General features: G+C 54.9%; 21 protein-coding genes. 7 read left to right on the plus strand and 14 right to left on the minus strand.

What is annotated here, in order from left to right:
* Window positions 1-119 precede the first annotated feature (119 nt).
* From LT85_RS18165 to LT85_RS18175, 3 genes are read left to right on the plus strand one after another with little or no spacing between them, the layout of a single operon-like run.
* Window positions 120-419: a hypothetical protein gene (locus tag LT85_RS18165; protein ID WP_038491634.1), complete on the plus strand. Its 300-nt coding sequence runs from the start codon at window positions 120-122 to the stop codon at window positions 417-419.
* Between the two features lie 27 nt (window positions 420-446).
* A complete protein-coding gene (locus tag LT85_RS18170) occupies window positions 447-677 on the plus strand; it encodes an RNA-binding S4 domain-containing protein (protein ID WP_038491638.1) in 231 nt (76 codons plus the stop codon).
* Between the two features lie 44 nt (window positions 678-721).
* Entirely contained in the window at window positions 722-1,324 is a 603-nt protein-coding gene (locus tag LT85_RS18175; RefSeq protein WP_038491641.1) for a DUF924 family protein, read from the plus strand.
* 5 nt (window positions 1,325-1,329) lie between these two features.
* Here LT85_RS18175 and LT85_RS18180 read toward each other — a convergent pair whose 3' ends face one another.
* Window positions 1,330-2,199, minus strand: coding sequence for an MBL fold metallo-hydrolase (locus tag LT85_RS18180; RefSeq protein WP_038491644.1), 870 nt, complete (start codon window positions 2,197-2,199; stop codon window positions 1,330-1,332).
* 404 nt (window positions 2,200-2,603) lie between these two features.
* Here LT85_RS18180 and LT85_RS18185 point away from each other — a divergent pair, with 404 nt between their 5' ends.
* A complete protein-coding gene (locus tag LT85_RS18185; protein WP_172657003.1) occupies window positions 2,604-4,217 on the plus strand; it encodes a bifunctional protein tyrosine phosphatase family protein/NAD(P)/FAD-dependent oxidoreductase in 1,614 nt (537 codons plus the stop codon).
* Between the two features lie 40 nt (window positions 4,218-4,257).
* Here LT85_RS18185 and LT85_RS18190 read toward each other — a convergent pair whose 3' ends face one another.
* On the minus strand, window positions 4,258-6,546 hold the full coding sequence (locus LT85_RS18190; protein ID WP_038491647.1) for a heavy metal translocating P-type ATPase: 2,289 nt from the start codon (window positions 6,544-6,546) through the stop codon (window positions 4,258-4,260).
* Between the two features lie 120 nt (window positions 6,547-6,666).
* Here LT85_RS18190 and cadR point away from each other — a divergent pair, with 120 nt between their 5' ends.
* Window positions 6,667-7,134 carry a Cd(II)/Pb(II)-responsive transcriptional regulator gene (gene cadR / locus LT85_RS18195; RefSeq protein ID WP_038491649.1) on the plus strand — a complete coding sequence of 156 codons (468 nt, stop codon included), beginning with the start codon at window positions 6,667-6,669 and terminating at the stop codon, window positions 7,132-7,134.
* A 10-nt stretch (window positions 7,135-7,144) separates the two neighbouring features.
* Entirely contained in the window at window positions 7,145-8,026 is an 882-nt protein-coding gene (locus LT85_RS18200; RefSeq protein ID WP_038496717.1) for a LysR family transcriptional regulator, read from the plus strand.
* 31 nt (window positions 8,027-8,057) lie between these two features.
* Here LT85_RS18200 and LT85_RS18205 read toward each other — a convergent pair whose 3' ends face one another.
* Window positions 8,058-9,065, minus strand: a complete 1,008-nt coding sequence (locus tag LT85_RS18205) for an aldo/keto reductase (RefSeq protein WP_038496720.1) — start codon at window positions 9,063-9,065, stop codon at window positions 8,058-8,060.
* 158 nt (window positions 9,066-9,223) lie between these two features.
* Between LT85_RS18205 and LT85_RS18210 the strand changes: the two genes are divergently transcribed.
* Window positions 9,224-10,123: a LysR family transcriptional regulator gene (locus LT85_RS18210; protein ID WP_038491652.1), complete on the plus strand. Its 900-nt coding sequence runs from the start codon at window positions 9,224-9,226 to the stop codon at window positions 10,121-10,123.
* Window positions 10,124-10,185: 62 nt separating this feature from the next.
* Here LT85_RS18210 and LT85_RS18215 read toward each other — a convergent pair whose 3' ends face one another.
* The 11 genes from LT85_RS18215 to LT85_RS18265 all read right to left on the minus strand — a co-directional run bounded on the left by LT85_RS18215 (window position 10,186) and on the right by LT85_RS18265 (window position 24,183).
* Window positions 10,186-11,937, minus strand: a complete 1,752-nt coding sequence (locus LT85_RS18215; protein WP_038491655.1) for a DUF885 domain-containing protein — start codon at window positions 11,935-11,937, stop codon at window positions 10,186-10,188.
* A 111-nt stretch (window positions 11,938-12,048) separates the two neighbouring features.
* Complete coding sequence (locus LT85_RS18220; RefSeq protein WP_172657004.1) at window positions 12,049-13,770, minus strand: GGDEF domain-containing protein; 1,722 nt, start codon at window positions 13,768-13,770, stop codon at window positions 12,049-12,051.
* Between the two features lie 178 nt (window positions 13,771-13,948).
* Complete coding sequence (locus LT85_RS18225; RefSeq protein ID WP_038496723.1) at window positions 13,949-15,097, minus strand: glycosyltransferase family 4 protein; 1,149 nt, start codon at window positions 15,095-15,097, stop codon at window positions 13,949-13,951.
* Between the two features lie 126 nt (window positions 15,098-15,223).
* The gene (locus LT85_RS18230; protein WP_081992507.1) at window positions 15,224-16,363 is read right to left on the minus strand and encodes a glycosyltransferase family 4 protein; all 1,140 of its coding nucleotides are present in this window, start codon (window positions 16,361-16,363) and stop codon (window positions 15,224-15,226) included.
* The gene (locus tag LT85_RS18235; RefSeq protein ID WP_038491661.1) at window positions 16,338-17,738 is read right to left on the minus strand and encodes a glycosyltransferase family 4 protein; all 1,401 of its coding nucleotides are present in this window, start codon (window positions 17,736-17,738) and stop codon (window positions 16,338-16,340) included. The genes LT85_RS18230 and LT85_RS18235 overlap by 26 nt, the downstream gene beginning before the upstream one ends.
* Complete coding sequence (locus tag LT85_RS18240) at window positions 17,735-18,991, minus strand: ABC transporter ATP-binding protein (protein WP_038491664.1); 1,257 nt, start codon at window positions 18,989-18,991, stop codon at window positions 17,735-17,737. The genes LT85_RS18235 and LT85_RS18240 overlap by 4 nt, the downstream gene beginning before the upstream one ends.
* Window positions 18,991-19,803, minus strand: a complete 813-nt coding sequence (locus LT85_RS18245) for an ABC transporter permease (protein ID WP_301280470.1) — start codon at window positions 19,801-19,803, stop codon at window positions 18,991-18,993. Before LT85_RS18245 ends, LT85_RS18240 begins: the two co-directional genes overlap by 1 nt.
* A gap of 2 nt (window positions 19,804-19,805) precedes the next feature.
* The gene (locus tag LT85_RS18250; RefSeq protein WP_052135295.1) at window positions 19,806-21,293 is read right to left on the minus strand and encodes a mannose-1-phosphate guanylyltransferase/mannose-6-phosphate isomerase; all 1,488 of its coding nucleotides are present in this window, start codon (window positions 21,291-21,293) and stop codon (window positions 19,806-19,808) included.
* A gap of 13 nt (window positions 21,294-21,306) precedes the next feature.
* Window positions 21,307-22,278 carry a GDP-mannose 4,6-dehydratase gene (locus LT85_RS18255; RefSeq protein WP_038491667.1) on the minus strand — a complete coding sequence of 324 codons (972 nt, stop codon included), beginning with the start codon at window positions 22,276-22,278 and terminating at the stop codon, window positions 21,307-21,309.
* 51 nt (window positions 22,279-22,329) lie between these two features.
* Window positions 22,330-23,271 (minus strand): GDP-mannose 4,6-dehydratase, encoded by a 942-nt coding sequence (locus LT85_RS18260; protein WP_038491670.1) that lies wholly within the window; start codon window positions 23,269-23,271, stop codon window positions 22,330-22,332.
* Between the two features lie 54 nt (window positions 23,272-23,325).
* Window positions 23,326-24,183, minus strand: a complete 858-nt coding sequence (locus LT85_RS18265) for a class I SAM-dependent methyltransferase (RefSeq protein WP_038491673.1) — start codon at window positions 24,181-24,183, stop codon at window positions 23,326-23,328.
* Window positions 24,184-24,199: the final 16 nt, after the last annotated feature.

Below are 24,199 nucleotides of genomic sequence, written 5' to 3' on the forward strand. Positions count from 1 at the left end.
CCTGGCTTGCGATTTGATCGGCGCGTTCTAGCAGGCCGGGGATAAGGTACTGACACCACACGGCTCAATCCATTGGCAAGAACCTGCTCATCTCAGCTTATTAACCTCAGTGCAATCGCATGTCACATCAAGCAACCATTCAACTACTGCACGACGCTATCAATACGGTGCAGAACAACTCAACCAACAGCCCGTCCGCGATTACCTCCCTGTGTCGCATCTGGCGTGCGCAGACCGCTCTGCTGTCAGCACTGCCGCCACGGTTTGCGGAAGTTGCGGAAAATTTCCTCGGCAGGCTGGAGGCCGCCAATCTGTTCACGGAAGAAAGCTGTTCATACAGCCAGCAGGATTTGCTCGATCATTTACGCGCCTGGCTTGACCAGGCACAGCTGACGCTACAGAAAAGCGCCGGCGTTTAACCTTTCATTTATCACCATCGGAATATCATGCAACAACTAGAATTACGCCTCAACAGCGACTACGTCGAACTCAATCAACTGCTTAAACTGACCGGCGTGTGTGACAGCGGCGGCGCCGGCAAGGCGCTGGTCGCGAGCGGTGTCGTATCGGTCGATGGCAAGGTGGAATTGCGCAAGACCTGCAAAATCGTCGCAGGGCAAAAAGTCACTATCGGCGATCTGCTGATCTATGTGCTGCCGCGGCGCGAGAGTAAATGATTTAATACGCGCAAGGTACCCAGCGGTGCATCCGGAGAGATGAGATGACGACAGATATTCTGACGATCAGGAAATTCTGGTTTGGGGAGGCTACGGATGATCTCGCCGCCGCCAACCAGCAGTCCACCCTATGGTGGGGCAAGAATCCTGCCAGCGACCAGCTCATCAAACAGCAGTTTGAAAGCACGCTATTGGCGGCCAAAAATATGCAACTAACCGACTGGGACAAAACTCCGGAAGGGGCATTGGCGCTGGTGATCCTGACCGACCAGTTTCCGCGTAATATCTACCGCGGCACGCCGCGTTCATTCGCCTTCGATACGCTGGCGCGCAGCTTTTGCCGTATCGGGCTGCAAACGGATTTTTATCATGCCTTGCGTCCGATCGAACGTAGCTTCCTGCATTTGCCGCTGACGCATTCAGAATTGCTGGCCGACCAAGACCAGGCGGTGGCGCTCGCCAGCGCGCTGGTCGAGCAAGTGCCGGCCCGCGAGAAAGAACGCTTTTTCGGCTATCTGTCGTTCGCGATTCGGCATCGCGACATCATCGCCCGCTTCGGCCGGTTCCCGCATCGCAACCAAATCCTGCAACGGCAATCGACGCCGCAGGAGCTGATATTTCTGCAACAACCTGGCTCCTCTTTCTGAACATTCTATAGCGTGACATCCAAGGGAATCTTCAGATAGCGCACGCCGTTTTCCTCAGGCGCCGGCAGGACCCCGGCACAGATATTCAATTGAATTGATGGCAGCATCAAGGTCGGCAAACCCAAGGTTGCATCGCGACGGGTGCGCATGGCGATGAACTCTTCTTCGCTAATGCCGTTGCCGACGTGGATATTTTTTGCACGCTGCTCGGTCACGGTAGCTTCACACTGCGGTGCGCGACCCGCCGGCGGATAATCGTGACAGACGAACAGCCGAGTGGCGGGTGGCAGGTCCAGCAACTTTGCTACCGAACGATACAGACTGCTGGCGCTGCCGCCAGGAAAATCGCAGCGCGCCGAGCCTAGATCCGGCATGAACAAGGTATCACCGACAAACGCCACTTCCTGCCCCACCAGATAAGCCATGTCGGCTGGCGTATGGCCGGGAACATGCAGCGCTTGCGCCTGCAAATTACCAATGTAAAAAATTTCGTCTGCTACAAACAAATGGTCGAACTGTGCGCCATCGAGCAAGAATTCAGACTGCAGGTTGAAGACCTTTTTGAATACCCCCTGCACCACACGGATTTGGTCGCCAATTGCAATGACGCCACCCAACTGTCTTCGCAAATAGGGGGCTGCGGAAATGTGGTCGGCATGCGCATGGGTTTCCAGCAGCCATTGCACTTTCAGGTTATTGGCGCGGACGAATTCAACTACACGATCGGCAGCTGCAGTGGAAGTACGGCCGGCCACCGGATCATAGTCAAGCACCGAATCAATAATCGCACATTCAGAACCAGCCGCTTCGTACACGACATAGGTAAATGTGGAGGTGCTCTGGTCAAAAATCACTTCTATCTGTGGACTAGCCATCAATTACATCCTCAAACTTAACAATAAACAACTATATAAACATACCAAACATTGACAAATAAGTAAGCAGTCTTTATATTATTAACAATCAAACAAGTCGCGATATTACAATGGGACAGATTATTTCACTGGTGCATTCGATATAGTGCGAGTCGCCGGGAATGACCGCAAATTGTTAAACGTACCGGTAGACCGAAGCCCTTCACGACCCCGTCAGCGCACTCGAGCGCTCCGCAACAAATGCGGTCAACGTATCTGCCCTACCATCTTAACCATTTGTGCTCCGTGGTGACATCGTCGTGTCGATACCTGGCCCATATCGACAGCAAACCCGGCAGCTGAATATAGCCGGACAGCAAGCAGATAAACAGTGCCACTCACCTGACACGATGGAAGCAACACCTATGGATCTTCATATCATCAAGCATAGCGAGTTATTTTCTACTACCGGTCAAATCGGCACGGAAAACTTGAGCGATATCGCCGCCGCCGGCTACAAGTCAATAATCTGCAATCGCCCGGACAGCGAAGACCGCGGCCGTCATGCCTCCAGCAACGAGCTGGCTGCGGCATGTGAAAAATTCGGCCTGGAATTCAGCTACCTGCCCGCCGACGCTACCCATCTCAGCAAAGAACATGGCGCCGCCCTGCGCCGGCTGCTTATCACCATGCCGCCGCCGATCCTGGCATTTTGCCGCACCGGCGTTCGTTCGACCAACATTTTCCGCCTGGCGAATCTGACCGAGGACTCAGTACCTGTAATCCAGACTGAGGAACCGAGCGACAAATTGCAACAATTTGAAGTCGTGATCGTAGGCGCCGGTGCGGCCGGCATCGCGGTTGCCGCCAGCTTGCTACGACGCGCTCCGAATATCCAGATCGCCATGATCGATCCAGCCAGCCAGCATTATTACCAGCCGGCATGGACACTGGTTGGCGGCGGTGCCTACGATTATAAAAAAACCGTGCGGCCCATGGCTTCGGTGATCCCGGAACGCACACAATGGCTACAACAGGCCGTGACCGAATTCCTGCCAGATCATAACCGCATTCGACTCGACAATGGCAACCTGATCGCCTATCAACAACTGATTGTCTGCCCCGGCCTGCGCCTGGCCTGGGAAAAGATTGAGGGGTTGGAGCAAACGCTGGGGCAGAACGGCGTCACGTCCAACTATCGTTACGATCTGGCGCCTTATACCTGGTTACTGGTGTCGCAATTAAAACAAGGCACCGCGATTTTTTCGCAACCGGCGATGCCGGTCAAATGCGCCGGTGCACCGCAGAAAGCCATGTATTTGTCTTGTGATCACTGGTTACGCTCAGGCATGCTGAACAAGATCAAGGTTGAATTTCATAGCGCCGGGACAGTCCTGTTCGGCGTCGCCGCTTTTGTGCCGCCGCTGATGCGTTATATTCAAAAGTACAAGGCGCAGCTGGTATTTGAATCGAACCTTGTCAAAGTCGACGGCGACAGGAAACTCGCCTGGTTCGATGTCAAGGATGCCTCCGGCAATATCGTGCGCCAGGAAAAAACCTTCGATTTGCTGCATGTAGTGCCGCCGCAAGTAGCGCCCGATGCATTGCGCAACAGCGCGCTGGCCAACCTCGACGGCTGGTGCGAGGTCGATCCTGCCACGCTGCGCCACGTGCGGTATCGCAATGTTTTTGCACTCGGTGATGTCAGCTCGACAGCCAATGCAAAAACGGTTGCCGCAATCCGCAAACAAGCTGTAGTCGTGGCCACCAACCTGCTCGCCGCATGCGCGGGGCAAGCTCTGAGCGCAAACTACGACGGCTATGGCGCATGTCCGCTCACCGTGGAAAAGGGTAAAGTCATACTGGCCGAATTCGGCTATGGCGGCAAATTGCTGCCGACCTTTCCCCTCGACCCTACCGTCGCTCGCCGCAGCAACTGGCTTCTGAAAACCAAGGTGCTGCCGTGGGTCTATTGGACGCTGATGCTGAAAGGCCGGGAGTGGCTGACCAAATCCTCGACATCCGGGAAAAACTCCTAGCCTCCCCCTTTCTCCGGCAGACGTATGCGCCGCAGCCTAATCAACGTAGCGCCCGCAGCAACCGCAAGCCATTGAACACGACCAGTAAACTGGCGCCCATATCGGCAAACACCGCCATCCACAACGTAGCCTCTCCACTCAAGGCCAACACCAGGAAGATCGCCTTGATGCCCAGCGCCAGCGTGATGTTTTGCATCAGCACCGCATACGTCTTTTTGCTCAATCGGATAAAGTCCGGAATCTTGCGCAGATCATCGTCCATCAGCGCTACGTCGGCAGTTTCCAACGCCGTGTCGCTACCGGCCGCACCCATGGCAAAGCCGATACTGGCTTGCGCCAGCGCCGGCGCATCGTTGATGCCGTCGCCCACCATGCCGACATGGCCATAACGCGCGCGCAAATCATTAATGGCTTCAAGTTTATCCTGAGGCAACTGGTCGCCACGGGCATCGCTGATACCGACCTGGGTCGCTATAGTTTGTGCGGTGTGCGCATTGTCGCCGGTCAGCATCACCGCTTCCACCCCGATCGACCGCAGCTTGGCCACAGCTTCCAGCGCTGTCTCGCGCACCGTATCAGCCACCGCCAGAATCAGCAAAGGCCGCGACGCCGAGCACAGCACTACCGTGGTCTTGCCTTCGCTCTCCAGTGCGGACAAACGCGCTTCCAGTTCCGGGCTGCAAATATTCATCTCATGCACCAGCCGATGATTGCCCAGATAGAACTGCTGTCCCGCGATCATGCCTTGCACGCCGCGGCCCGTCAGCGCTTCGAAGCCGCTGACATCGAGCAAGCTGCCGCTGTTGCCGGACGCTTGCCAGTGGGCCACCACCGCTCCTGATACCGGATGATCGGAGCGGCTAGCCAGACTTGCCGCCTGAAGTTGCAACTGCAGGCCGTCGCTGATATCAGCCACGCTCTGCACCAGTTGCACATCCGTGACACGTGGCTTGCCCTGAGTCAGCGTGCCGGTCTTGTCCAGCGCCAGCGCCTTGAGCTTGCGACCCATTTCCAGATACACGCCGCCCTTGATCAGGATGCCATGCTTGGCTGCCGCAGCCAAGCCGCTCACCACCGTTACCGGCGTCGAAATTACAAGCGCGCACGGACAGGCGATCACCAGCAGCACCAGCGCCTTGTACAGCCATGGATAAAATGCTGCGCCCATCAGCAACGGCGGCAATGCCGCGACCAGTATCGCTGCCAGGACCACAACCGGGATGTAATAGCGCGCGAACTGATCGACGAAGCGCTGCGTCGGCGCACGCTCACCCTGCGCCTGTTGCACGCTCTTGATGATGCGCGCGAGGGTTGAATTGGCTTGCAGCGCCGTGACCTCATAAACGAAAGAGCCGCGTTCGTTGATGGTGCCCGCAAAGACCTGATCACCTGCCTGTTTGGCGACCGGCATGCCTTCACCAGTGATCGCAGCCTGGTTGATGGTGGTCTGTCCCTCCTTCACCAGTCCGTCCAAGGGTACGCGCGCACCCGGTTTGACACGGATCAAAGCGGCCAGCGTGACTTCGCCAGTGGCTACTTCGCGCCACTCGCCATCCGCACCCTGGACGGTCGCCATATCCGGCGCCATTGCCATCAAACCTTTGATGGCATTACGGGCCCGGTCGAGCGACAGCGCTTCAATCATTTCCGCCAGCGCAAACAGGAAAATCACGACGGCCGCTTCCGGCCACTGGCCAATGACCGCGGCGCCGATCACTGCGATCGACATCAGGAAATTCATGTTGAGAGAGAGATTCCTCAACGCTATCCAGCCCTTCTTTAGGGTATCCAGACCACCGCTCAGAATGGCAATCAACGCTAGGCCGATCACCAGCCATGAACTATCCTGGCCGCCGCTCCAGACCACCACTTCGGCGCCGACCGCGGTAATCCCGGAGAGCGCCATCAGCAGCCATTTTTTCCGCGATATTCTGAAGGCGCCGTCCCCCAGGTCTTCGCTCAAGCCGGTTGCGCCGGTCAACGTATCCGACTTCAGCGCAGGCTCCATGTCCAGCGCCTTCAGGGTCGCCACGATAGAATCCACCGATGGCAAACGATGCTGCACCGTCAGTTCACGCTGGATCAAGTTGAATTGCATGGCTTCAATGCCGGCCATACTCTTGAACCTGTCGCGTATCAGCTTTTCTTCGGTGGGACAATCCATTTTCTGGATCAGGAACACTGCTTCTGCTGCACCTGCAGCCAGCGCCGGACGATAAGCGACGACCGTACCCGCATCCGCTTGCGCATGTTCGTGCGAATGATCGTGTTTGTGCTGGTGATCGTGATGGTTGTGGTGGTCGCTATGTTCATGTTGGCAACTGGCCATGGTGCTCTCCTGGACACGGGTTTCGTTGATGCGTATGCATACTCCTTGCATATTTAAAACCCTGTAGCTACTATAAGGTCAAGGATTAATTGCAGAAATGGCTATCGAAGGAGCAACAACATGAGCAATGGCATCAGCACTACGGCACTCAAGATCGGAGAACTAGCGGCGCATGCAGGTTGCCCAGTTGAAACTATCCGCTATTACGAACGCGAAGGCTTGCTGCCGCTGGCGGCGCGCTCGCAAAGCAATTACCGCTTGTATGGGCAAGCACATATCGAACGCTTGCAGTTCATCCGTCATTGCCGTTCGTTGGACATGACGCTTGATGAGGTGCGCAGATTGTTGCAGTTCCGCGACCTGCCAGAAGACAATTGCGCCGAGGTCAACACCTTGCTGGATCATCATATCGATCACGTCGCCGCCCGGATTACCGAATTGAAAGCGTTGCAAACGCAACTTAAACAACTGCGCAAGCAATGTCAAAGAACCCAGGCAGCCAAGGATTGCGGCATCCTGCAAGGGCTGGCAAGCATGGAAGACGACGCGCCGGCCAATCTTGGCAGCCATGGCGGCGGCGTCCACTAAACTGCGCACGATGAATATTCATTCGGATGATTTGCGGATTTTCATTGCCGTAGTTGATTGCGGCACTCTCAGCGCCGCTGCGGAACAGTTGGGCCAGACCACTTCCGGCCTGAGCCGCGCCCTGTCGCGCCTGGAGAAAAAGCTGGCCACGTCGCTGCTGACGCGCACCACGCGCCGCATGGAGCTGACCGAGGAAGGTAAGCTTTTCCTGGAAAAGGCGCGCGCCATCATCACTGCGATGGAAGAAGCAGAAGAAGCTATCCAGGTGCGCCATCAAAGGCCGTCAGGACGATTGCGGGTGGATGCCTCACCACCCTTCATGTTGCATTGCATAGTGCCGCACATTGCGGAATTTCGTAAGAACTACCCTGACATCACGCTGGAACTGACCAGCAACGACCAGAATATCGATCTGTTGGAACACCGTACCGATATCGCCATACGCCACGGCGCTTTGCAAGATTCGATGCTGCACGCGCGCAGGCTGGGAGCGAGCCAGCTGCACATTGTTGCAAGCCCAGATTATCTGCGCGCGCATGGCACGCCAGACAATACCGACGCGCTGAAACAACACCAGCTGCTCGGCTTCACGCAACCGGAGTCGTTGAATGTCTGGCCGCTAAGGCAACAGCAGGAGGAAAACCTGACGATCAGCCCGACATTGCTGGCGTCGGGCGGAGAAACCATACGCCAGCTGGCCTTGCATGGCCTTGGCATTGCCTGCCTCTCAGCTTTCATGGTGCGCGAGGATATCGCGCGTGGAACGCTGACCGATATCCTCGCGACGCACAACAACGGCTACCGCCAGCAAATTCATGCGGTGTATTACCGGAACACGCAACTAGCGCGGCGCATTACCTGTTTCCTCGACTTCCTGCAGTTGAAACTCTGAGAGTTGCTCTGTGATTTGCTCTGAGACTCCATCAGCGAGCGTGCGACTGTTCGCTATCCAGATGCGCCATCGCCGCCGCCGCATAACGGTCACCGGCTGCGGCGTCTGCCGGTATCGCCACTTCGATCTGCGCCAGGTCGGCGGCGCTCAACTGAATCGCCGTTGCTCCCAACGACTCCGCCAGGCGGTCGCGACGACGCGCACCAACCAGCGGTACGATATCGCTTCCGCGCGACATGACCCAGGCGATGGCGATCTGCGCCAAGGTCGCTTGCTTGCTGTCGGCAACCACCCGCAAAGCCTCCAACAAGGACAGGTTGTGCGCAAGATTATCGCCGCTGAAGCGTGGGTTGAAGCTGCGGAAATCCCCCGGGGCCAATTTCTTTTCCTTGTCCCAGTGACCACTGATCAAGCCACGCGACAACACACCATACGCCGTAATGCCAATACCCAGTTCACGGCATACCGGCAAGATCACCGCCTCGACGCCGCGCGAAACCAATGAATATTCAATCTGCAGATCCGCAATCGGATGCACTGCCTGCGCCCGGCGGATGGTTTGCGCGCCGACTTCAGACAAGCCAATATGACGCACGTAACCGGCCTTGACCAGATCTGCGATGGCGCCCACTGTTTCTTCGATCGGCACATTCGGATCGAGCCGCGCCGGACGGTAAATATCGATGTGATCAGTACCCAGCCGGCGCAAGGTATAAGCCAGAAAGCTTTTGATTGCTTCAGGCCGGCAATCCATTCCCATCCAGTTGCCAGCAGGATCGCGCATCGCGCCAAATTTGACGCTCAGTAAAACCTGGTCGCGTTTGCGACTGCGCAGCGCTTCCCGGATCAGCATTTCGTTATGGCCCATGCCGTAGAAATCGCCCGTATCCAGCAGAGTGATGCCGGCATCGATAGCCGCGTGCAGCGTAGCAATGCTTTCGTTTTCATCGGCAGGGCCGTACAAATCAGACATGCCCATACAGCCGAGACCGATGATGGAAGATTGCGGACCGGTAGCGCCTAATTGTTGGGTTTTCATAGTGACATCCTTGGTTGAATTGTTCATGTGCAGTCGAAAGGCAACACCGGATCGGAGCGCCATGGGAAGAGTATTGCGCACAGAAATCAATGAATAAATGGGCTTAAAATGATTTCTTTATTCGAAAATCACCAATAATTCCTCCAAAGGAAAGCACAATGGATCGCATCCAGACCATGGAAGTCTTCTCGAGAGTCGCTGAACTGGGTAGCTTCAGCCGTGCAGCGGAGCAGTTGAACCTGCCGGCGGCAACGGTCACCAATGCGGTGCAAGCGCTGGAGAAGCATCTGGGGGTACGTCTGCTGCATCGGACTACGCGCAAAGTGACCTTGACCGACGAAGGCATCACCTACCTCGACCGCTGCACGCAATTGCTGACCGAGTTCGAAGATGTCGACGCTTTGTTCCAGCACGACCAGTTGCAGCCACGCGGCGTGGTCCGGGTTGACTTGCCTGAGCGGCTGGCACATCTGGTGGTGATCCCGGCGCTGCCGGAATTTTTCGCACTCTACCCGCAGTTGCGGCTCAAGCTGACCGCTACCGACCGCTTTATCGACCTGATCGGAGAAGCGGTCGACTGTGTAGTGCGCGTCGGCCCTTTGAGCGACTCCAGCCTGATTGCGCGCCGCATCGGCAGCATGGAACAGATCAACTGTGGCTCCAGGTCGTACCTGGAGCGCTATGGCCGCCCACAAGCACTGAGCGATTTACAGCATCACATGGTTGTAAATTTTTTTTCCAGCCGCACCGGACGCGACCTGGGTTGGGAATATATGGCGGATGGCGAATTGCATTTCCTGAAGTTGCAGGGAGTGATTTCAGTTGCCAGCTCCGATGCCTACCTGGCGAGCTGCCGCGCCGGCTTAGGCTTGATACAGGCACCACGGTTTGGATTAGAGGAATTGCTGGAGAGCGGCGAGATGGAAGAAGTACTGCCGGATTTCAAACCGCCGCCGTTGCCGGTGTCTGTGGTGTACGCACACAACAAACATCTGTCGGCGCGCGTGCGGGTATTTGTCGATTGGATCGCCAAGCTGCTGGCGGCGCGTTACAGCTAGGTCCTGCCAGACTGAAGTAGCCGGTTGACCTGGATGCATCCCAAACCAACCGGAAAGTGAAATTATCTCGCTGCGGCCTGTTGCGCAATCCAGCCATCGATCTGTGTTTCCAGCATCTCCAGCGGCAAAGCGCCATTGTCAATCACTGCATTGTTGAAGCGCCGTAAATCGAACTTGTCGCCCAACGCAGTTTGCGCCTTTTCACGCAGCGCCTTGATCTTCAGCTGGCCGATCTTGTACCCCAGGGCCTGGCCAGGATCGACAATATAACGGTCGATCTCAACTTGATTGTCATGTGGCGGATTGGCTGTATTCACGTTCATGTAATCGATCGCCTGCTGCCGCGTCCAGCCCAACGCATGCATGCCGGTATCCACCACCAGCCGCGCCGCCCGAAACAGTTCGTCATTGAGGTGACCGAACTTGGAATAAGGATCGGTATAGAAACCCATTTCGCTACCCAGGCTTTCCGCATACAGCGCCCAGCCTTCGCCGAAAGCGACGTACCAGCCGAAACGGCGGAATTCAGGCAAACCCTTGATTTCTTGTGCGCGCGCAGTCTGCAAATGATGTCCCGGTACAGATTCGTGCAGCGTCAGCGTTTCCATCTCCCATTTCGGACGCGTATCCAGTTTAGACAGATTGGCGACGAAATAACCCGGACGCGAACCGTCCGGCGTGCCAGGCTCGTAATAAGCTCCAGCCTGATTTTCCGCCCCCACCGCGGGCACCGGTTTGACGTCAACCGGCGCGCGTGGAATCTGGGCAAAGAAGCGTGGCAGCTGAGCAGAGGATTTCTTGATGATTGCCTTGTAGCCGGCCAGCAGATCTTCCGGTTTGGTGTAATAGAAACGAGGGTCTGTATTCAAAAACGTGATGAATTCAGCAAACGTGCCGGTAAATCCGGTTTGCTGCATCACCTGCTTCATTTCCCCTTGAATCCGTGCCACTTCCTGCAAACCGATGTCGTGAATCTCTTGCGGCGTCATGTCGGTCGTGGTGTTTTCCTGGACCTTGTACGCATAGTACGGAGCGCCACCAGGCAGGCTGGAAGCGGCAATGCTGTCTCGGCAAGCCGGCAGATAAGTATTGCTGACATAGTTTTCCAGTTTGCGGAAAGCCGGCGCAACGGCCTGTTGCAACAATTGCCAGCCCTGGCGCGCCAGCTGTGCACGCTCGGCCGCAGGAATCGATGCCGGCATGTCATTGAAAGGCGCCACCAGAGGGCTGCTGTCCAGTTTGGCGACGAATTCCTGCAATTGACCGGGCACCACGCTCATGGTGACCTTGGGCGCCATCCAGCCCGATTTGACGCCCTGCTGTAACTGCGCGATGACGCCGTCGACGTACTTTGGCAATGCGCGCAAGCGCCCCAGGTAATTGCGATAATCCTTCGCATCGTTAAACGGCATCTGCGCCACCAGTTGCGGAAAATCGAACTGGACGCCGCTCAACTGCGTAAGAGGCGAAGGGTTGTAGGGATAAAATCCAGCGGCCTTGATATTCTTTTTCTTTTCATAGACGAACAAATCGTAGGACAACAAATCCTGGCTGCTCAATTTGCTGCGGTCGATACGACCGGCTTGCGCCAGCATCTGCGCCTGATGCGCGTTGGCGGCCAGACTGGCTGCCAGCGAAGCGTCCGACAGTCTGTCGTTATAGCGATTGTCGCCCACTGCCGTGGCGCTCTCTGGAGAGCGACGCATACTCCATTGCCAGTCGCTGTCGAATAGTGTGTTGAGTTGCTGCTGAGGCGTCGCTGCATAGCTGGACGAGGTCAGCAACAACGCAAAGATAAAGGCAATTCTGTGCATGCATATCTCCGGAAATTAGCCCGCTATTCTAGCAAATTAAAGCGGATTAATTTCCAAATGGAAATAGCCTCCTACCTTGCCTGACGCCGCTTTGCGCCAGTGTTTACCAACTTACAAGGTACTGTCAGACGCTGCCAAACCTGTATCACGGGGCGACGTCATGATCATGTTGCGGCCACCGTTCTTCGCCTTGTACAAAGCCAGGTCGGCGCGTGCGATCAGGCTTTCAAGCGTATCGTCCCCATCAAAAGCCACGACGCCGAAACTGGCGGTGACTTTGATGACAGCACCGCCATCCAGCTTAAAATGGCAAGCCTCGATCTCTGTGCGCAATTTCTCCGCAACGGCATTGCCTTGGCCCAGATCGATCTCAGGCAGCAGTAGCAAAAACTCTTCCCCGCCGTAACGGGCTAGCAGATCGACTTTGCGCCGGAACCGCCTGCTCAGTTCAGCTACCATGCACAGCACCTGATCGCCGGCCCGATGTCCGTACTTGTCATTAACCGTCTTGAAATGATCAACATCCATCAAAATCAACGCCAGTTGCCGCCGATAGCGGCGAGCGATGCCGAATTGCTGCTCTCCTTGCGAGAAAAGGGCACGCCGGTTCAGCAGGCCGGTCAGGAAATCCGTATCGGAAGCGGCCCGCAATTGCACGATCATCTGTTCGCGCTCTTTTTCCAGGCATTTCTTTTGCTGGCTATACGTTTTCAGTATATTGATCGCACGCATCATGTCGCTGATTTCATCGTCATAGTGCGGGACCGGGATTGCGGCAATCTGCCGCTCGCCAGCCAGCGCGACAAATAAATTGGTAGCTTCCAGAATCGGCCGCAAGACCCGTTGCCGTATCACGCGCAGCAGCAATACAAAAATACCCAGCGCCAGGATCGCCAAGCCTACCGTGGCCAACAGAATATAACGTGCCCACTGGTTGCGGTATTCAGCTTGCCGCAGCATTTCCGCAACGATCATATCGCGCAAATGCGGAATGGCCGTCATCTTCGGCACGTAGCGGGCTACTACCTGTTCCGACGTCAAACCGTAGTCTCCCGAGGTGCGTCCGATGACATACAAGGTATTCAGAAAATCCACTCCTTCACCCATGGAGTGATCGTGAATACTCTCCAGTGTCGCCTTGAAGTCCGGCTTGTGGCTGTAGCCGCGCAGCTGCAGCTCAATCACGGAACATAGCTGCTCAGCCTGACCAGAGAGTTTGGCGAACGTGTATCTCTCCTGTATGGTCAGGGGGCGCTGCGCGACAATGGCGGCAGTGAGGGTCGACATCATCTGACCGGCGATATTGCGCAGGCTGGAAGCCAGCTGTGCGCTGTCTATGCCGCCATGTGATTGTGGATCGGCCTGGATGGCGATGCTGGAAAGAGCGGTGACGGTCGGCGTAAAAGCATCCACGGCAGTCATCGCCATATCGACAGCGGTTGTTACCGCTTCCGGATCGCGCTGCACTTTTGGCAACGCCGCCAGAGAATCCACCTCTTTGCGCATGGCAGCGAGTGTATCCTCCGTCAATTGTACGTTCGCCGCTACCGGGGCCAGCCAAGGACTTGCTTGCGCCTGCAAGGACTGCCGCAATGTCGCGAAAGCCTGAGCGCTGGCGGCCCGTGCCGGCGCCAGCCTGGCAAGCGCCGCCGCGCCATCCTGGATATCTTGCCGAAGCAGAGAGTTGCTGATCCCGCGCTCAATGACCAGCTTTTCTTCCGTCAGCAATGCCAGATGCACATTCCTGATCGCAGGTATGCTTTCCGTACTGTGCTGATACACAGTCCATTCGCTGTCGAGAATCTTGCCGGTGAGAGTCAGAAAAAGCAGCATCAGGAGCGTAGAAATCACCCCGAATAAGCGATTTAGTGACATACGAAATGACATGCGCCCAGACTGGCATCTGGCGCGAATGTTATCTATAGTTTTTAATAGTTAAACACTATTTAAATAAATTATTTAATAGCTTATCTATTAAACAATCCTATCACATATCACTTCAGCGCCAAGTTCAAGCTCTCAGGCTTGCTTGCGGTTCGGTCACTCCGCGCATTGCCAGCACGTCGCGATAGAGCGTTGCGTAGCTCTCACCCATCACTCGTGCCGTGAATAATTTATGATAACGCGCCTGAGCACGAAGCCCCATTGCCTGCGCCTGACCGGGATCGTCCCATAACTGCTGCATCGCAGCCCTGAAGGCATCTGGATCGCTAGGAGGAACCACGATGCCGGTTTCGCCATGGTTGTTGATATAGCTGGTGCCGGTACCGATTTCGCTTGAAATCATCGGTTTGCCATACATTGCGCCCTCCAGCAGGGAAATGCCAAAGGCTTCCGAGCGCAAGTGCGAAGGAAAGACCAGCGCGTAGCATTGCCGCAGCAAGGCGACCTTGTCTTCATCGCTGACAATGCCCAGGAAAATCACATTGCTCAATCCTTCTTCGGCGGCACGCTGTTTGAGTTCCTGTTCGATCGGGCCGGCGCCGACGATCACGATCGGGTAATTGGTTCCGCGTGCTGCATCCAGCAGGATATGCAAGCCTTTGTAATAACGGATAGCGCCGACAAACAAGAAAAACCGGTCGCCGATGCGTGCTTGCCATTCCGCCATCAATGGCTCTGACGGGGTTGGATAGTTGCTTTTATCGAGTCCGATGGGAATGACCTGCGTTTTATCCTTGTAACCGGCTAGAACCGAGCTGGTTTGCAAATAGTTAGGCGAAGTGGCGACGATTGCATCGACGCTGCTGAGAAAGCGATGCATCAAAGGCCGGTATAACTGCAACAGGGCTTTATAACGCACGATATCGGAATGATAGGTCACTACACTTGGCTTGTTTATGCGCGTAACAAAATGCACCAGATCCATGAATGGCCACGGAAAATGGTAGTGCACCAAATCGAAATCGTCAGCCAGCTGGGCAAAACGCTTGATGGCGGAAAATGAAAAACCGGTAGAGGCAATATGCAAATCCAGCTTGACCCGATGCACCTTGTGCCCGTGATACATCAATTCGGCCGGCTCAGGAGATTCGCTCAGCGTCAGCACTTCGCTTTCAATACCGCTGGCCGGCGAACACTTGCACAGCTGGTAAATGGTCTGCTCGACGCCGCCATATGACTCCGACTGGTAAGTCTTGTAAAAATGAAGAACTCGCATTGCATTCTCTTTCATGTTCTGCCCCATCTTCCGTCGCAACAGGATGTAAGAGCTCTTTTCTATTGGCGCCGACTGCCTGTCTCCACACCAGTCTACCTAAGACTACTTAAGATCAAACAATATTATTTAACTATGCGCGACTTGCCGATACACCCCAGCAGTGATCGCAGCACATTTTTCCCAGGAAAAATCCTGTGAGCGCGCCAAACCGGCGCTACGCCGCTCCGTCCAGTATCCGTCATCCTCCATCAGCCGCCGCATTTGCTCGGTCAGAGCAACCTCGTCTTGCGGACCAACATAAGTACCAGCTGTCCCCCCCACTTCCGACAGACTTGCGCAATCAGATGCAATGACCGGCGTACCGCTGGCCATGGATTCCAGCAACGGCAGGCCAAAGCCCTCGTACAGAGACGGAAACACCATGATCCTGGCGGCGGCCGTGACACAAGCCAGATCTGCCTGATCCAGATAACCCGCAAGACGTACGTAACCGGCGCTCACCGCTTGCGCCAGCGCACCGCTCCATGCCTCGGCTTGCCAGCCTGCCATGCCGACCACCAGCAACGGGAAACGCGCGCGCAACGACTGCGGCAACCGCGCATGGGCCTTGAGCGTCAACGCCAGATTCTTGCGTGGCTCCAGCGTGCCAACCGAAAGAACAAAGCCGCGATAAGTCAGGCCCAATTTTTTTAAACGAAGCGCCAGCTCCGGTTCGTTCCGTGGCCGAAAGATCGCTGAACAGGCAAGCGGCGCCAGCACCACCTTTTCCGCCGGCAGGTTGAATTGCCTCTTTACTTCTGTGCCAATAAACTCGGAGTCGACCAGTATCCGGCTGGCGCGCGCCACTGCCGATGGCAAACGCCGTTCAATTTCCTTCAGACGATCTTTGGGCTGCGTTTGCGGATAATGAATATGTGTAAGATCATGCACTGTCATCACTGTCGGCCCGGAAAAATTCAGCGGCCACAAAGTCGGCTCGTGATACACATCAGGAGCAATCCTGCGTACTCCGCGATTGAAACATAATTGCTCAAGCGCCCGGCGCATCATGTAGGCCGCCGGCAGGCGCTTGGCAACGCCAGACCAACGCGCGTATTCCGGCATCGATGCAGTTGCCAATGCCGGCCGCCAGCGGGCGCCGTAAAAATACTGCATGTCCAGTTCGCTATCTTGCTGCAAGGCTTGCGCAAGCTCGGCGACATAGTTGCCGATACCGGTGCGCGGAGCCAGCAGGATTTTGCTATTTAGTGCAATCGTCAGTTTCATCACAGCCACTTTGCACGTACTGACGAACGTTGGTTTGTTGCAGAACCCGCTGCACCAGTTGACGCGCAGAATTCTCCCAATTCAGCCAGGACCAGTCTTTTATTGTCCGCGGCGCAGGAAAAACGCCGCTGCTTTCAAACTGCCTGACTTGCCGCGCCAGCGAGTCCGGTTGGTCCAAATCAAAATAACTCATAAAATCGCCGCCAATCTCATGGAAAACAGGTATATCGCTGCCCATCGCCGGCAAACCACGCTGCATCGCTTCCACCACCGGTAAACCAAAGCCCTCCACGAATGACGGGAAAACCAATGCCTTGGAGTGGCTATAGGCATATTCCAATTCGACGTCGCTCAGATCATTAAACATGTAAAGCCGTCGTTTCAGCTCCGGATGCGTTTTCACTCGCTCGATCAGGCGCTCATTTTTCCATCCTATGCGCCCAATGAAGCACAAGACGACATCGCCGCCCTCTTCCCACAAGCGATCAAAGGCATCGAGCAAGTAAGCGTGGTTCTTGCGAGGCTCTATGGTGCTGACCATCAGATAGACAGAACGGCCGGATATGAACAATTTCTTCAACACGGGGCGCACTGTTTTACAAGGACCAACCTGATCGAGTTCGGAACCCAGATGAAAAAAATCAAACCACCGGTTCCCGGCCTGCTCAGTACCTAAGCGCCGTTGCACCTCGGTCCGCACTTCATCGCGTATGGTGCCGGATATCGCAACGAAACCGTTTGCCGTGTTGGCAATCCATTCAAACCAACGATCGAAAACCTGGACCAGCGGACCATCGCAAAATTGCGGATGGGTTAAAGGAATCAAATCGTAAATAACCGATACGATAGACACGCCCTGTTGCTGCAGTTTTTCCGCTACCGGAAAAAAATCTGCATGCCACGACGAATCCAGCAGCACCAGAATGTCATCGGAACGGCATTCCATTTCAAATGCGCGCGGACGCACTTCAATTTTTTTCAGCAGCCATTCTGCCAAATACAAGGGCAACATGAACGACAAACTGAGTAGTCGGCATAGGACATATGTCACACGCTTGGCATTGTGAAATGCGTTCCACGGCCAATGGTACAACAGGCGGGAATGAAGCAACCAGTAACGATTGCGTATCTGCACCAGTTTTTGCGTCGCCTTTTCCAACTTTTCTTGCAAGCGGCTACGCCAATCGTCACCATAATCTGGCGCCAACTGTTTGACTTCAAGCAGCTTTCCTTGTTTGAATATGACGGGAATGCAAACCGCTTCATCCTGAACTGACGGCAGATGATTGATAATATTGCGGACCACGCGTTGTATGCCGGAATTCATTTCCGGGTGATGAAACACATACGTGCATTCGATCAGTAGCCTAGTCATGCTGTAACCTCAATCTTGCGCGCATATCCATATGAACGTTCGACCGCCATCTCGGCGTCCAGGAATGCACAACCGACAAAGTCGGGATGCTGCGTATTGATTACATGGAAAATGACGCTATAGTCGCGCCACTCATAGTTGGTATCCAGATGCGAGTCCAGCCGCGACAAGGAAATGGCTACCGAATAGCTGCCCTTGCCCAGGTTCACCGGAAAGCGACAGCGATACACCAACTCTTCGTCGGCCACCAAGTCCGTCTGCGGCATCTCGAGCCGATGTGTATTGATGCCAAAGATCGACTGCCCCAGTTTGTCCTTGATCATGTACCCCATCACCAGCCGCGGTATGGCGACATTGATCGCAACCCGTATTTCCAGCGTGGCGTAGGCGCCGACTTCGATCACATCAAGCTTCTTACCCTCGTCATCCAGCAAGTTCACGGACACAATACTGGCTTCACCTGTACCGGAAATCGTTCTTAACCTGCCGTCTTCCAAACGCTCTTGCCTGACGGTTTGCTGCTCGCGCTCTGCCAGCATGGCATTATAAAAATCCATTACTTCGACCGGGTCGCCCTGCATTTCCAGGCGGCCGCGATTCAGCAGGATGGCGCGATCACAGATAGTCTGGATGGCATAACGATCATGCGAAACAATCAGCAAGGTGGTGCCAGAACGTCGGAATTCCCTGATCCGTTCAAAGCTTTTATGCTGGAAATAAGCGTCGCCGACAGACAGCGCTTCGTCAACAATCAACACGTCCGGCCGGCTGGCCGTGGCGACGCTGAAAGCCAGCCGCATCTGCATGCCACTCGAATAAGTACGCACCGGCTGGTCGATGTATTCGCCGATTTCCGCAAACGCTTCGATCGCCGGCATCAAAGATGCAATTTCGTCACCGCGCAAACCCTGCAGCTGACCGGCCATGATGGCATTTTGCCGGCCGGTAAAATCGGGATGAAAACCCATCCCGAGTTCCAGCAGTGCCGCCACCCTTCCCCGAATATCGATGGTGCCAACGGTGCATTGGGTGGTTCCTGCAATCAGTTTCAACAACGTGCTTTTGCCAGCGCCGTTGATGCCGACGATTCCCACCGCCTCACCGGCCTCCAGCTCAAAATCGATGCCCTGCAAGACCCAGTGCAACTGATGGCGCGGTTTGGCAAACGGGATTAACCATTCCGCCAGGCGCGCCCAGCGGCCGTTATATGATTTATAGGCCTTGCCCAGGCCTTTCACGGTAACCTTACCCATCAGAGTTCATCCACCATTTCACCTGCGTGCCGGCGGAACAGCAGCATCCCGAAAGCACACAAGAGCACGCTCAACAGCGTAACCACCCACAAATCGTTCCAGTGCGGCCATATGCCACTGACAAAAATTCCCTGATAGGCAACGACCAAAGCAGTCATTGGATTAAATTTGAGCAAGGTTTGTACGGCGGCAGGCAAGGTGGAAACCGTATAGACAATTGGTGTAAACCAGAACCAGAATTGCAGCACGATGCCAAACAGTTGGCCGATATCGCGAAAAAAGACGTTTAACACTCCAAGCACAATCCCCAGACCAGCGGAAAACAACACTTGTATCAATAGCAGCGGCAACATGCCGAAGAAAACCCAGCCGGGAAAATTACCGGACACCAGCAAGAAGCCGAGGAACAAGGTAAAGATGATGCAAAAATTCAAACCTGCATTCATGACGGTGATAATGGGCAGGCAAATACGCGGAAAATTCAGCTTCTTGAGCATGTTGCCGTTTTCCAGAAACATGTTTTGCATGCGCGACACAGTCTCTGTGAAAAATCCCCATGTCAGCAAGCCAGCGCACAGATAAATCCCGTAAGCGAACTGGCTGCTGGCGTTTGGCAAGCGTGCATGCATCAACTGCGAAAAGATCACCGTATAGACCACGATCATGGCGAGCGGATTCAACACCATCCAGGCAGCGCCCAACATCGAATTGCGATAGCGCGACTGAAATTCGCGCTTGACGCTACCGATAATAAAGCCACGGTAATGCCATATCGAACGCAACAGTGTGTGCGTCCTTGTTTTCTGCATCATCTTCAACACTGCTTGCACCTGCCGTACTTGTCGTCAAAACGTACGATATCGTCTTCGCCAAGATAAGCACCGCTCTGCACTTCAATCATGACCAGTTCCAGCAAGCCGGGATTTTCCAGACGGTGCCGGGTACCGGCCGGGATGTAGGTCGATTCGTTGGTGTTAACATAGATTTCCTTGTCGCCATTCACCACCTTGGCCATGCCATGCACCACGACCCAGTGCTCGCTGCGATGATGATGCATCTGCAACGACAGCGACGCGCCCTGCTTTACCACGATGCGCTTGATCTTGAAATTGGGTCCTTGTTCCAACAATGTGTAACTACCCCACGGCCGGAACACGGTACGGTGCAATTTGTAAGTGTCGTGCTGAGTACTCTTGAGCTGATGCACAATCTTCTTCACATTCTGCACATGGTCCGGATGTGCGATCAGAAGTGCGTCAGGCGTGTCCACCACGATCAGGTTATTGACGCCGACGGTCGCCACCAGGCGCTGTTCAGAGTAGATGTAATTATTATTGCTGTCGATCAGAACCGCTTCGCCCAGTACGCGATTTTCTTGTTCGTCAGGCTCGACCAACTGGCGCAACGCTCCCCAGGAACCGATATCATTCCAGTCAAAGCCGGCCGATATCACTGCGACCCGATCGGAGTGTTCCAACACCGCATAGTCGATCGAAATATCATCCATCGCCATGAAACTCTCGCTGTCCAGTTCCTGCAGCAAGACGCCTGCCGCTGTGCTGGCCGGGCTGACTTCAATGCAAGACGTGGCTTTCGTCAGAATTTCCGGAGCGTACTTTTCCAGCTCGCTTAAAAAGGTCGATACCGAGAAACAAAATATGCCGGCATTCCACAGGTGCTTTCCGCTTTCAACAAAGCCGGCAGCACGTTCGGCGTCCGGCTTTTCAATGAAACGCTTTACCTGAGCAGCACCGTCGTCGTCAATTTCCGCGCCGCATTCGATATAGCCGAAGCCGGTTTCCGGTGTCAGCGGCCGTATCCCGAATGTCACCAGATAACCTTGCTTGGCGACTTCCACCGCATGCCGCACAGCTTCGGCAAAACATTCGACATCCTTGATCAAATGATCCGCAGGCATCACCACCATGATGGTATTGTCGCCGTGCAGAGCGCGCAGGGACACTGCCGCCGCTGCGATCGCAGGCGCTGTATTTCGTCCCGATGGCTCAAGCATGAAATGCGGCCGATGATGAGCTCCCAGATCGGCTGAAATGAATTCGTCTTTGCTCTGGAAATAATAGTCGCGATTCGTCACGCTCAGAATGTCGCCACGGATGCCCAGTTGCGCCACCCGCTGATAGGTTTTCTGCAGCAGGCTTTTCCCATCAGGAAGTTTGATGAAGGGCTTAGGATGCCCTTCTCGCGAGACTGGCCACAAGCGCGTCCCGGCGCCGCCTGAAAGCACTACCGGAACGATTACCGCTGTTGTTGTCAATGGAATACCGGGTTCTGGCGTACGCATATTCGTCTCCCCCTTATTCTTTTGCCACACGACGCATATCAGCGTCGACCATTTGTTGCATCAATTGCTCGAGAGCGGTTTTTGGCTTCCAACCCAATTTGCCATGTGCTTTGGCGGGATTACCGAGTAGGACATCCACTTCGGCCGGGCGGAACAGCTTCGGGTCAATAACCAGATGATCTTCATAGTTCAAATCGAGATAAGAAAAAGCAATCCGGCACATTTCGCGCACGCTGGTGGTGACGCCGGTTGCGATCACGTAATCTTCAGCCTGCTCTTGCTGCAGCATCAGCCACATTGCTTCCACGTAATCTCCGGCGAATCCCCAGTCGCGCCTGGCGTCGACATTTCCTAGCCGAAGCTCCCGCTGTTTGCCAAGCTTGATCCGCGCCGCAGCATCAGTCACCTTGCGCGTGACGAATTCGATGCCGCGCAATGGCGACTCGTGATTGAACAAGATCCCGCTTGAGGCATGCAAACCGAAACTTTCACGATAATTGACGGTGATCCAATGACCGTAGAGCTTGGCAACGCCATACGGACTGCGTGGATAGAATGGTGTGTTCTCGTCTTGGTGTTCAGCCTGGATCAGACCAAACATTTCACTGGTAGAGGCTTGATAGAAGCGTGCAGCAGGAGCGAACTGGCGAATGGCTTCCAGCATGTGCGTAACACCCAGGCCATCCACCATGCCGGTGACTACCGGCTGGTTCCAGGACGTACCGACAAAACTCTGTGCGCCCAGATTGTAGATCTCGTCAGGATGCGATTGGCACACCGCGCGTATTGCAGAAGTTGCGTCGGCAAGATCTCCTTCAATGAACTGCAACTGTTCCAGGATACCCAACTCGCGCAAGCGCCACAAAGTATCGCTGCTGCGTCTCGCCAGCATGCCGTAGACTTTGTAGTCCTTGTCCAGCAATAGCTTGGCAAGATATGCGCCATCTTGCCCGGTTACTCCGGTAATCAATGCTGTTTTCGTCATCTGATACATCTCCGTTATTTTATTTTGATAACCAATGTGTCGCGCCTGCCGCTAAAGCGTAGGCTGAATCGTGCGCTCGGCGCCGGCCCGCGCATCCCAGTCTTGCAGGACACTCAGTAAAGTCTGTTGCATGGGAATGGCAGGCTGCCATCCTGTTGCCAGCGTAAGTTTTCTATTGTCGCCCTTCACGCGACGCAGATCGGAAGGTCGCAGTCGTGACGGATCCTGTTCGATCGCAGCATCGATCTCGGTCAGATACAACATACTGGCGATCATGTCTCGGATCAGATATTCCTTGCCAGAACAAACGTTGTAGATTTCACCGTTCTGCCCTTTTTCCAGCAAGGACAGATAGGCCGAAATGACATCTTCGACATCAAGAAAATCGCGGGTGACATCAACATCGCCGACCTGGATGCGTGGTTCCTGTAAGCCCAGCCGTATACGCGCCAACTGCCGCGCGACGCTGGATATCACGAAATCTTCCCGCTGCCCGGCACCAATGTGGTTGAACGGACGCGCGATCATGATGCGCCACGGCAGATTGCAACTCCATTGATAGCACAGGAGTTCCGCAGCAGATTTGCTGACCGCATAAGGATTTTGCGGACGTGCGGGTTGTTGCTCGCTGATCGGCAGCAGCTCGGGATTCACCTTGCCGTAAACATCGCCGGAACTGACGTAGAGAAAAGTGCCGCTGAACCCGTTGCCTTGCAGCGCCTGCAACAGATTCAGGGTTCCCTTCAGATTGACATCCAGTGTATGTGCGGGATCGCGGAATGCTTCCGGGATAAAAGTCTGTCCGGCGAGATGAATGACAGCATCCGGACGTGCCTGCTGCAATACGAGATCCAGCGAAGCCGGATCCAGCAGATCATAAGAACCGGCGGCGGATATCAGTTGCCAGCCGTGCGCGGCAACGCTATGTTCGCGCAGGCGCTCAAAAGTAAGACCGACAAACCCTGACTGGCCGGTAATAAATAGTCGTTTCATATGCAGCCGCTCCTTCTCTGCCGTTGTAAATTTAAAACCATATCGCAACTTCCATCATGGCTTGCGTGCGACAATGATCTGGCTCTTGGGCATGAAATCGTTCAAGGCGCTCCTGACGTGTTCGCCGTTCGGACTATCCATCAGGATTTCCCAGGTTTTTGCCCAACTCTCCAGCAGAGGGTGTCGAGGATTGCTCAGATCAACCTTGCAAACCCAAAAAAGCAGCCACCAGACCGACCAGTAGAAGCCATAATATTCGTGACGTTCAATCACCAGGCCTGCATCGGTCACCATCTTCTCAAATTCGTCGCGCTGAATAATCCTGATATGGTTCGGCTTTTCAAAATGAGAAGCTGGCGCTACCTGTTTCTGCAGATTCTCTTGTACCGGATCCGGCACTGACAGCAAGTAATGCGAACCTTGCTGGCCAACCCTGACCAGTTCACTCAGGAATTGAACAGGATCGTCAACGTGTTCAAGTACTTCCATGCATACCACTTTTGATGCTGTGCCGCTTTCCAGCGGCAATGGATTAGCATCGCTCACGACGCATTGCACGATCCGCGCAGGAGTTTCTGTCAGCCGTTGCCTGGTGAACTCAACTTTGTCTGCATCGATATCAGCCACAATTACGTGAGCGCCGCGGTGTCCGCAAAACAATGAATTGCCACCGTCACCGCAGCCAATATCAAGCACGATGTCCTCCGCATTAATAACGAAGCCGCGATAGAGTTCATCGCTTTCCTGCAAATACCAGCCGCTCGCCAAGGCGTCGCGCAATCCGACATGAAAGGAATCGGCGGGCGCAACCGGAGCCGCCGGTACTATTTCAATAACCGGCGCAATCGGGACAATCGGGGCCAGGGCATCATTCCTGGCGATACCGAAAAATTTTCTGATCATGTCGCGCATGCTAATTTTTCTTCCA

The sequence above is a fragment of the Collimonas arenae genome (assembly GCF_000786695.1).
GTDB lineage: Bacteria > Pseudomonadota > Gammaproteobacteria > Burkholderiales > Burkholderiaceae_D > Collimonas > Collimonas arenae_A.

Bases quoted from the DNA above. Each gene is read 5' to 3' on its own strand.
- LT85_RS18235 (WP_038491661.1), bottom strand. From the start codon at position 17,738: ATGACTAGGCTACTGATCGAATGCACGTATGTGTTTCATCACCCGGAA.
- cadR (WP_038491649.1), top strand. From the start codon at position 6,667: ATGAGCAATGGCATCAGCACTACGGCACTCAAGATCGGAGAACTAGCG.
- LT85_RS18225 (WP_038496723.1), bottom strand. From the start codon at position 15,097: ATGCGAGTTCTTCATTTTTACAAGACTTACCAGTCGGAGTCATATGGC.
- LT85_RS18240 (WP_038491664.1), bottom strand. From the start codon at position 18,991: ATGGGTAAGGTTACCGTGAAAGGCCTGGGCAAGGCCTATAAATCATAT.
- LT85_RS18175 (WP_038491641.1), top strand. From the start codon at position 722: ATGACGACAGATATTCTGACGATCAGGAAATTCTGGTTTGGGGAGGCT.
- LT85_RS18215 (WP_038491655.1), bottom strand. From the start codon at position 11,937: ATGCACAGAATTGCCTTTATCTTTGCGTTGTTGCTGACCTCGTCCAGC.
- LT85_RS18170 (WP_038491638.1), top strand. From the start codon at position 447: ATGCAACAACTAGAATTACGCCTCAACAGCGACTACGTCGAACTCAAT.
- LT85_RS18255 (WP_038491667.1), bottom strand. From the start codon at position 22,278: ATGACGAAAACAGCATTGATTACCGGAGTAACCGGGCAAGATGGCGCA.
- LT85_RS18165 (WP_038491634.1), top strand. From the start codon at position 120: ATGTCACATCAAGCAACCATTCAACTACTGCACGACGCTATCAATACG.
- LT85_RS18260 (WP_038491670.1), bottom strand. From the start codon at position 23,271: ATGAAACGACTATTTATTACCGGCCAGTCAGGGTTTGTCGGTCTTACT.
- LT85_RS18250 (WP_052135295.1), bottom strand. From the start codon at position 21,293: ATGCGTACGCCAGAACCCGGTATTCCATTGACAACAACAGCGGTAATC.
- LT85_RS18190 (WP_038491647.1), bottom strand. From the start codon at position 6,546: ATGGCCAGTTGCCAACATGAACATAGCGACCACCACAACCATCACGAT.
- LT85_RS18230 (WP_081992507.1), bottom strand. From the start codon at position 16,363: ATGAAACTGACGATTGCACTAAATAGCAAAATCCTGCTGGCTCCGCGC.
- LT85_RS18180 (WP_038491644.1), bottom strand. From the start codon at position 2,199: ATGGCTAGTCCACAGATAGAAGTGATTTTTGACCAGAGCACCTCCACA.
- LT85_RS18245 (WP_301280470.1), bottom strand. From the start codon at position 19,803: ATGATGCAGAAAACAAGGACGCACACACTGTTGCGTTCGATATGGCAT.
- LT85_RS18185 (WP_172657003.1), top strand. From the start codon at position 2,604: ATGGATCTTCATATCATCAAGCATAGCGAGTTATTTTCTACTACCGGT.
- LT85_RS18265 (WP_038491673.1), bottom strand. From the start codon at position 24,183: ATGCGCGACATGATCAGAAAATTTTTCGGTATCGCCAGGAATGATGCC.
- LT85_RS18200 (WP_038496717.1), top strand. From the start codon at position 7,145: ATGAATATTCATTCGGATGATTTGCGGATTTTCATTGCCGTAGTTGAT.
- LT85_RS18205 (WP_038496720.1), bottom strand. From the start codon at position 9,065: ATGAAAACCCAACAATTAGGCGCTACCGGTCCGCAATCTTCCATCATC.
- LT85_RS18210 (WP_038491652.1), top strand. From the start codon at position 9,224: ATGGATCGCATCCAGACCATGGAAGTCTTCTCGAGAGTCGCTGAACTG.
- LT85_RS18220 (WP_172657004.1), bottom strand. From the start codon at position 13,770: ATGCTGCTTTTTCTGACTCTCACCGGCAAGATTCTCGACAGCGAATGG.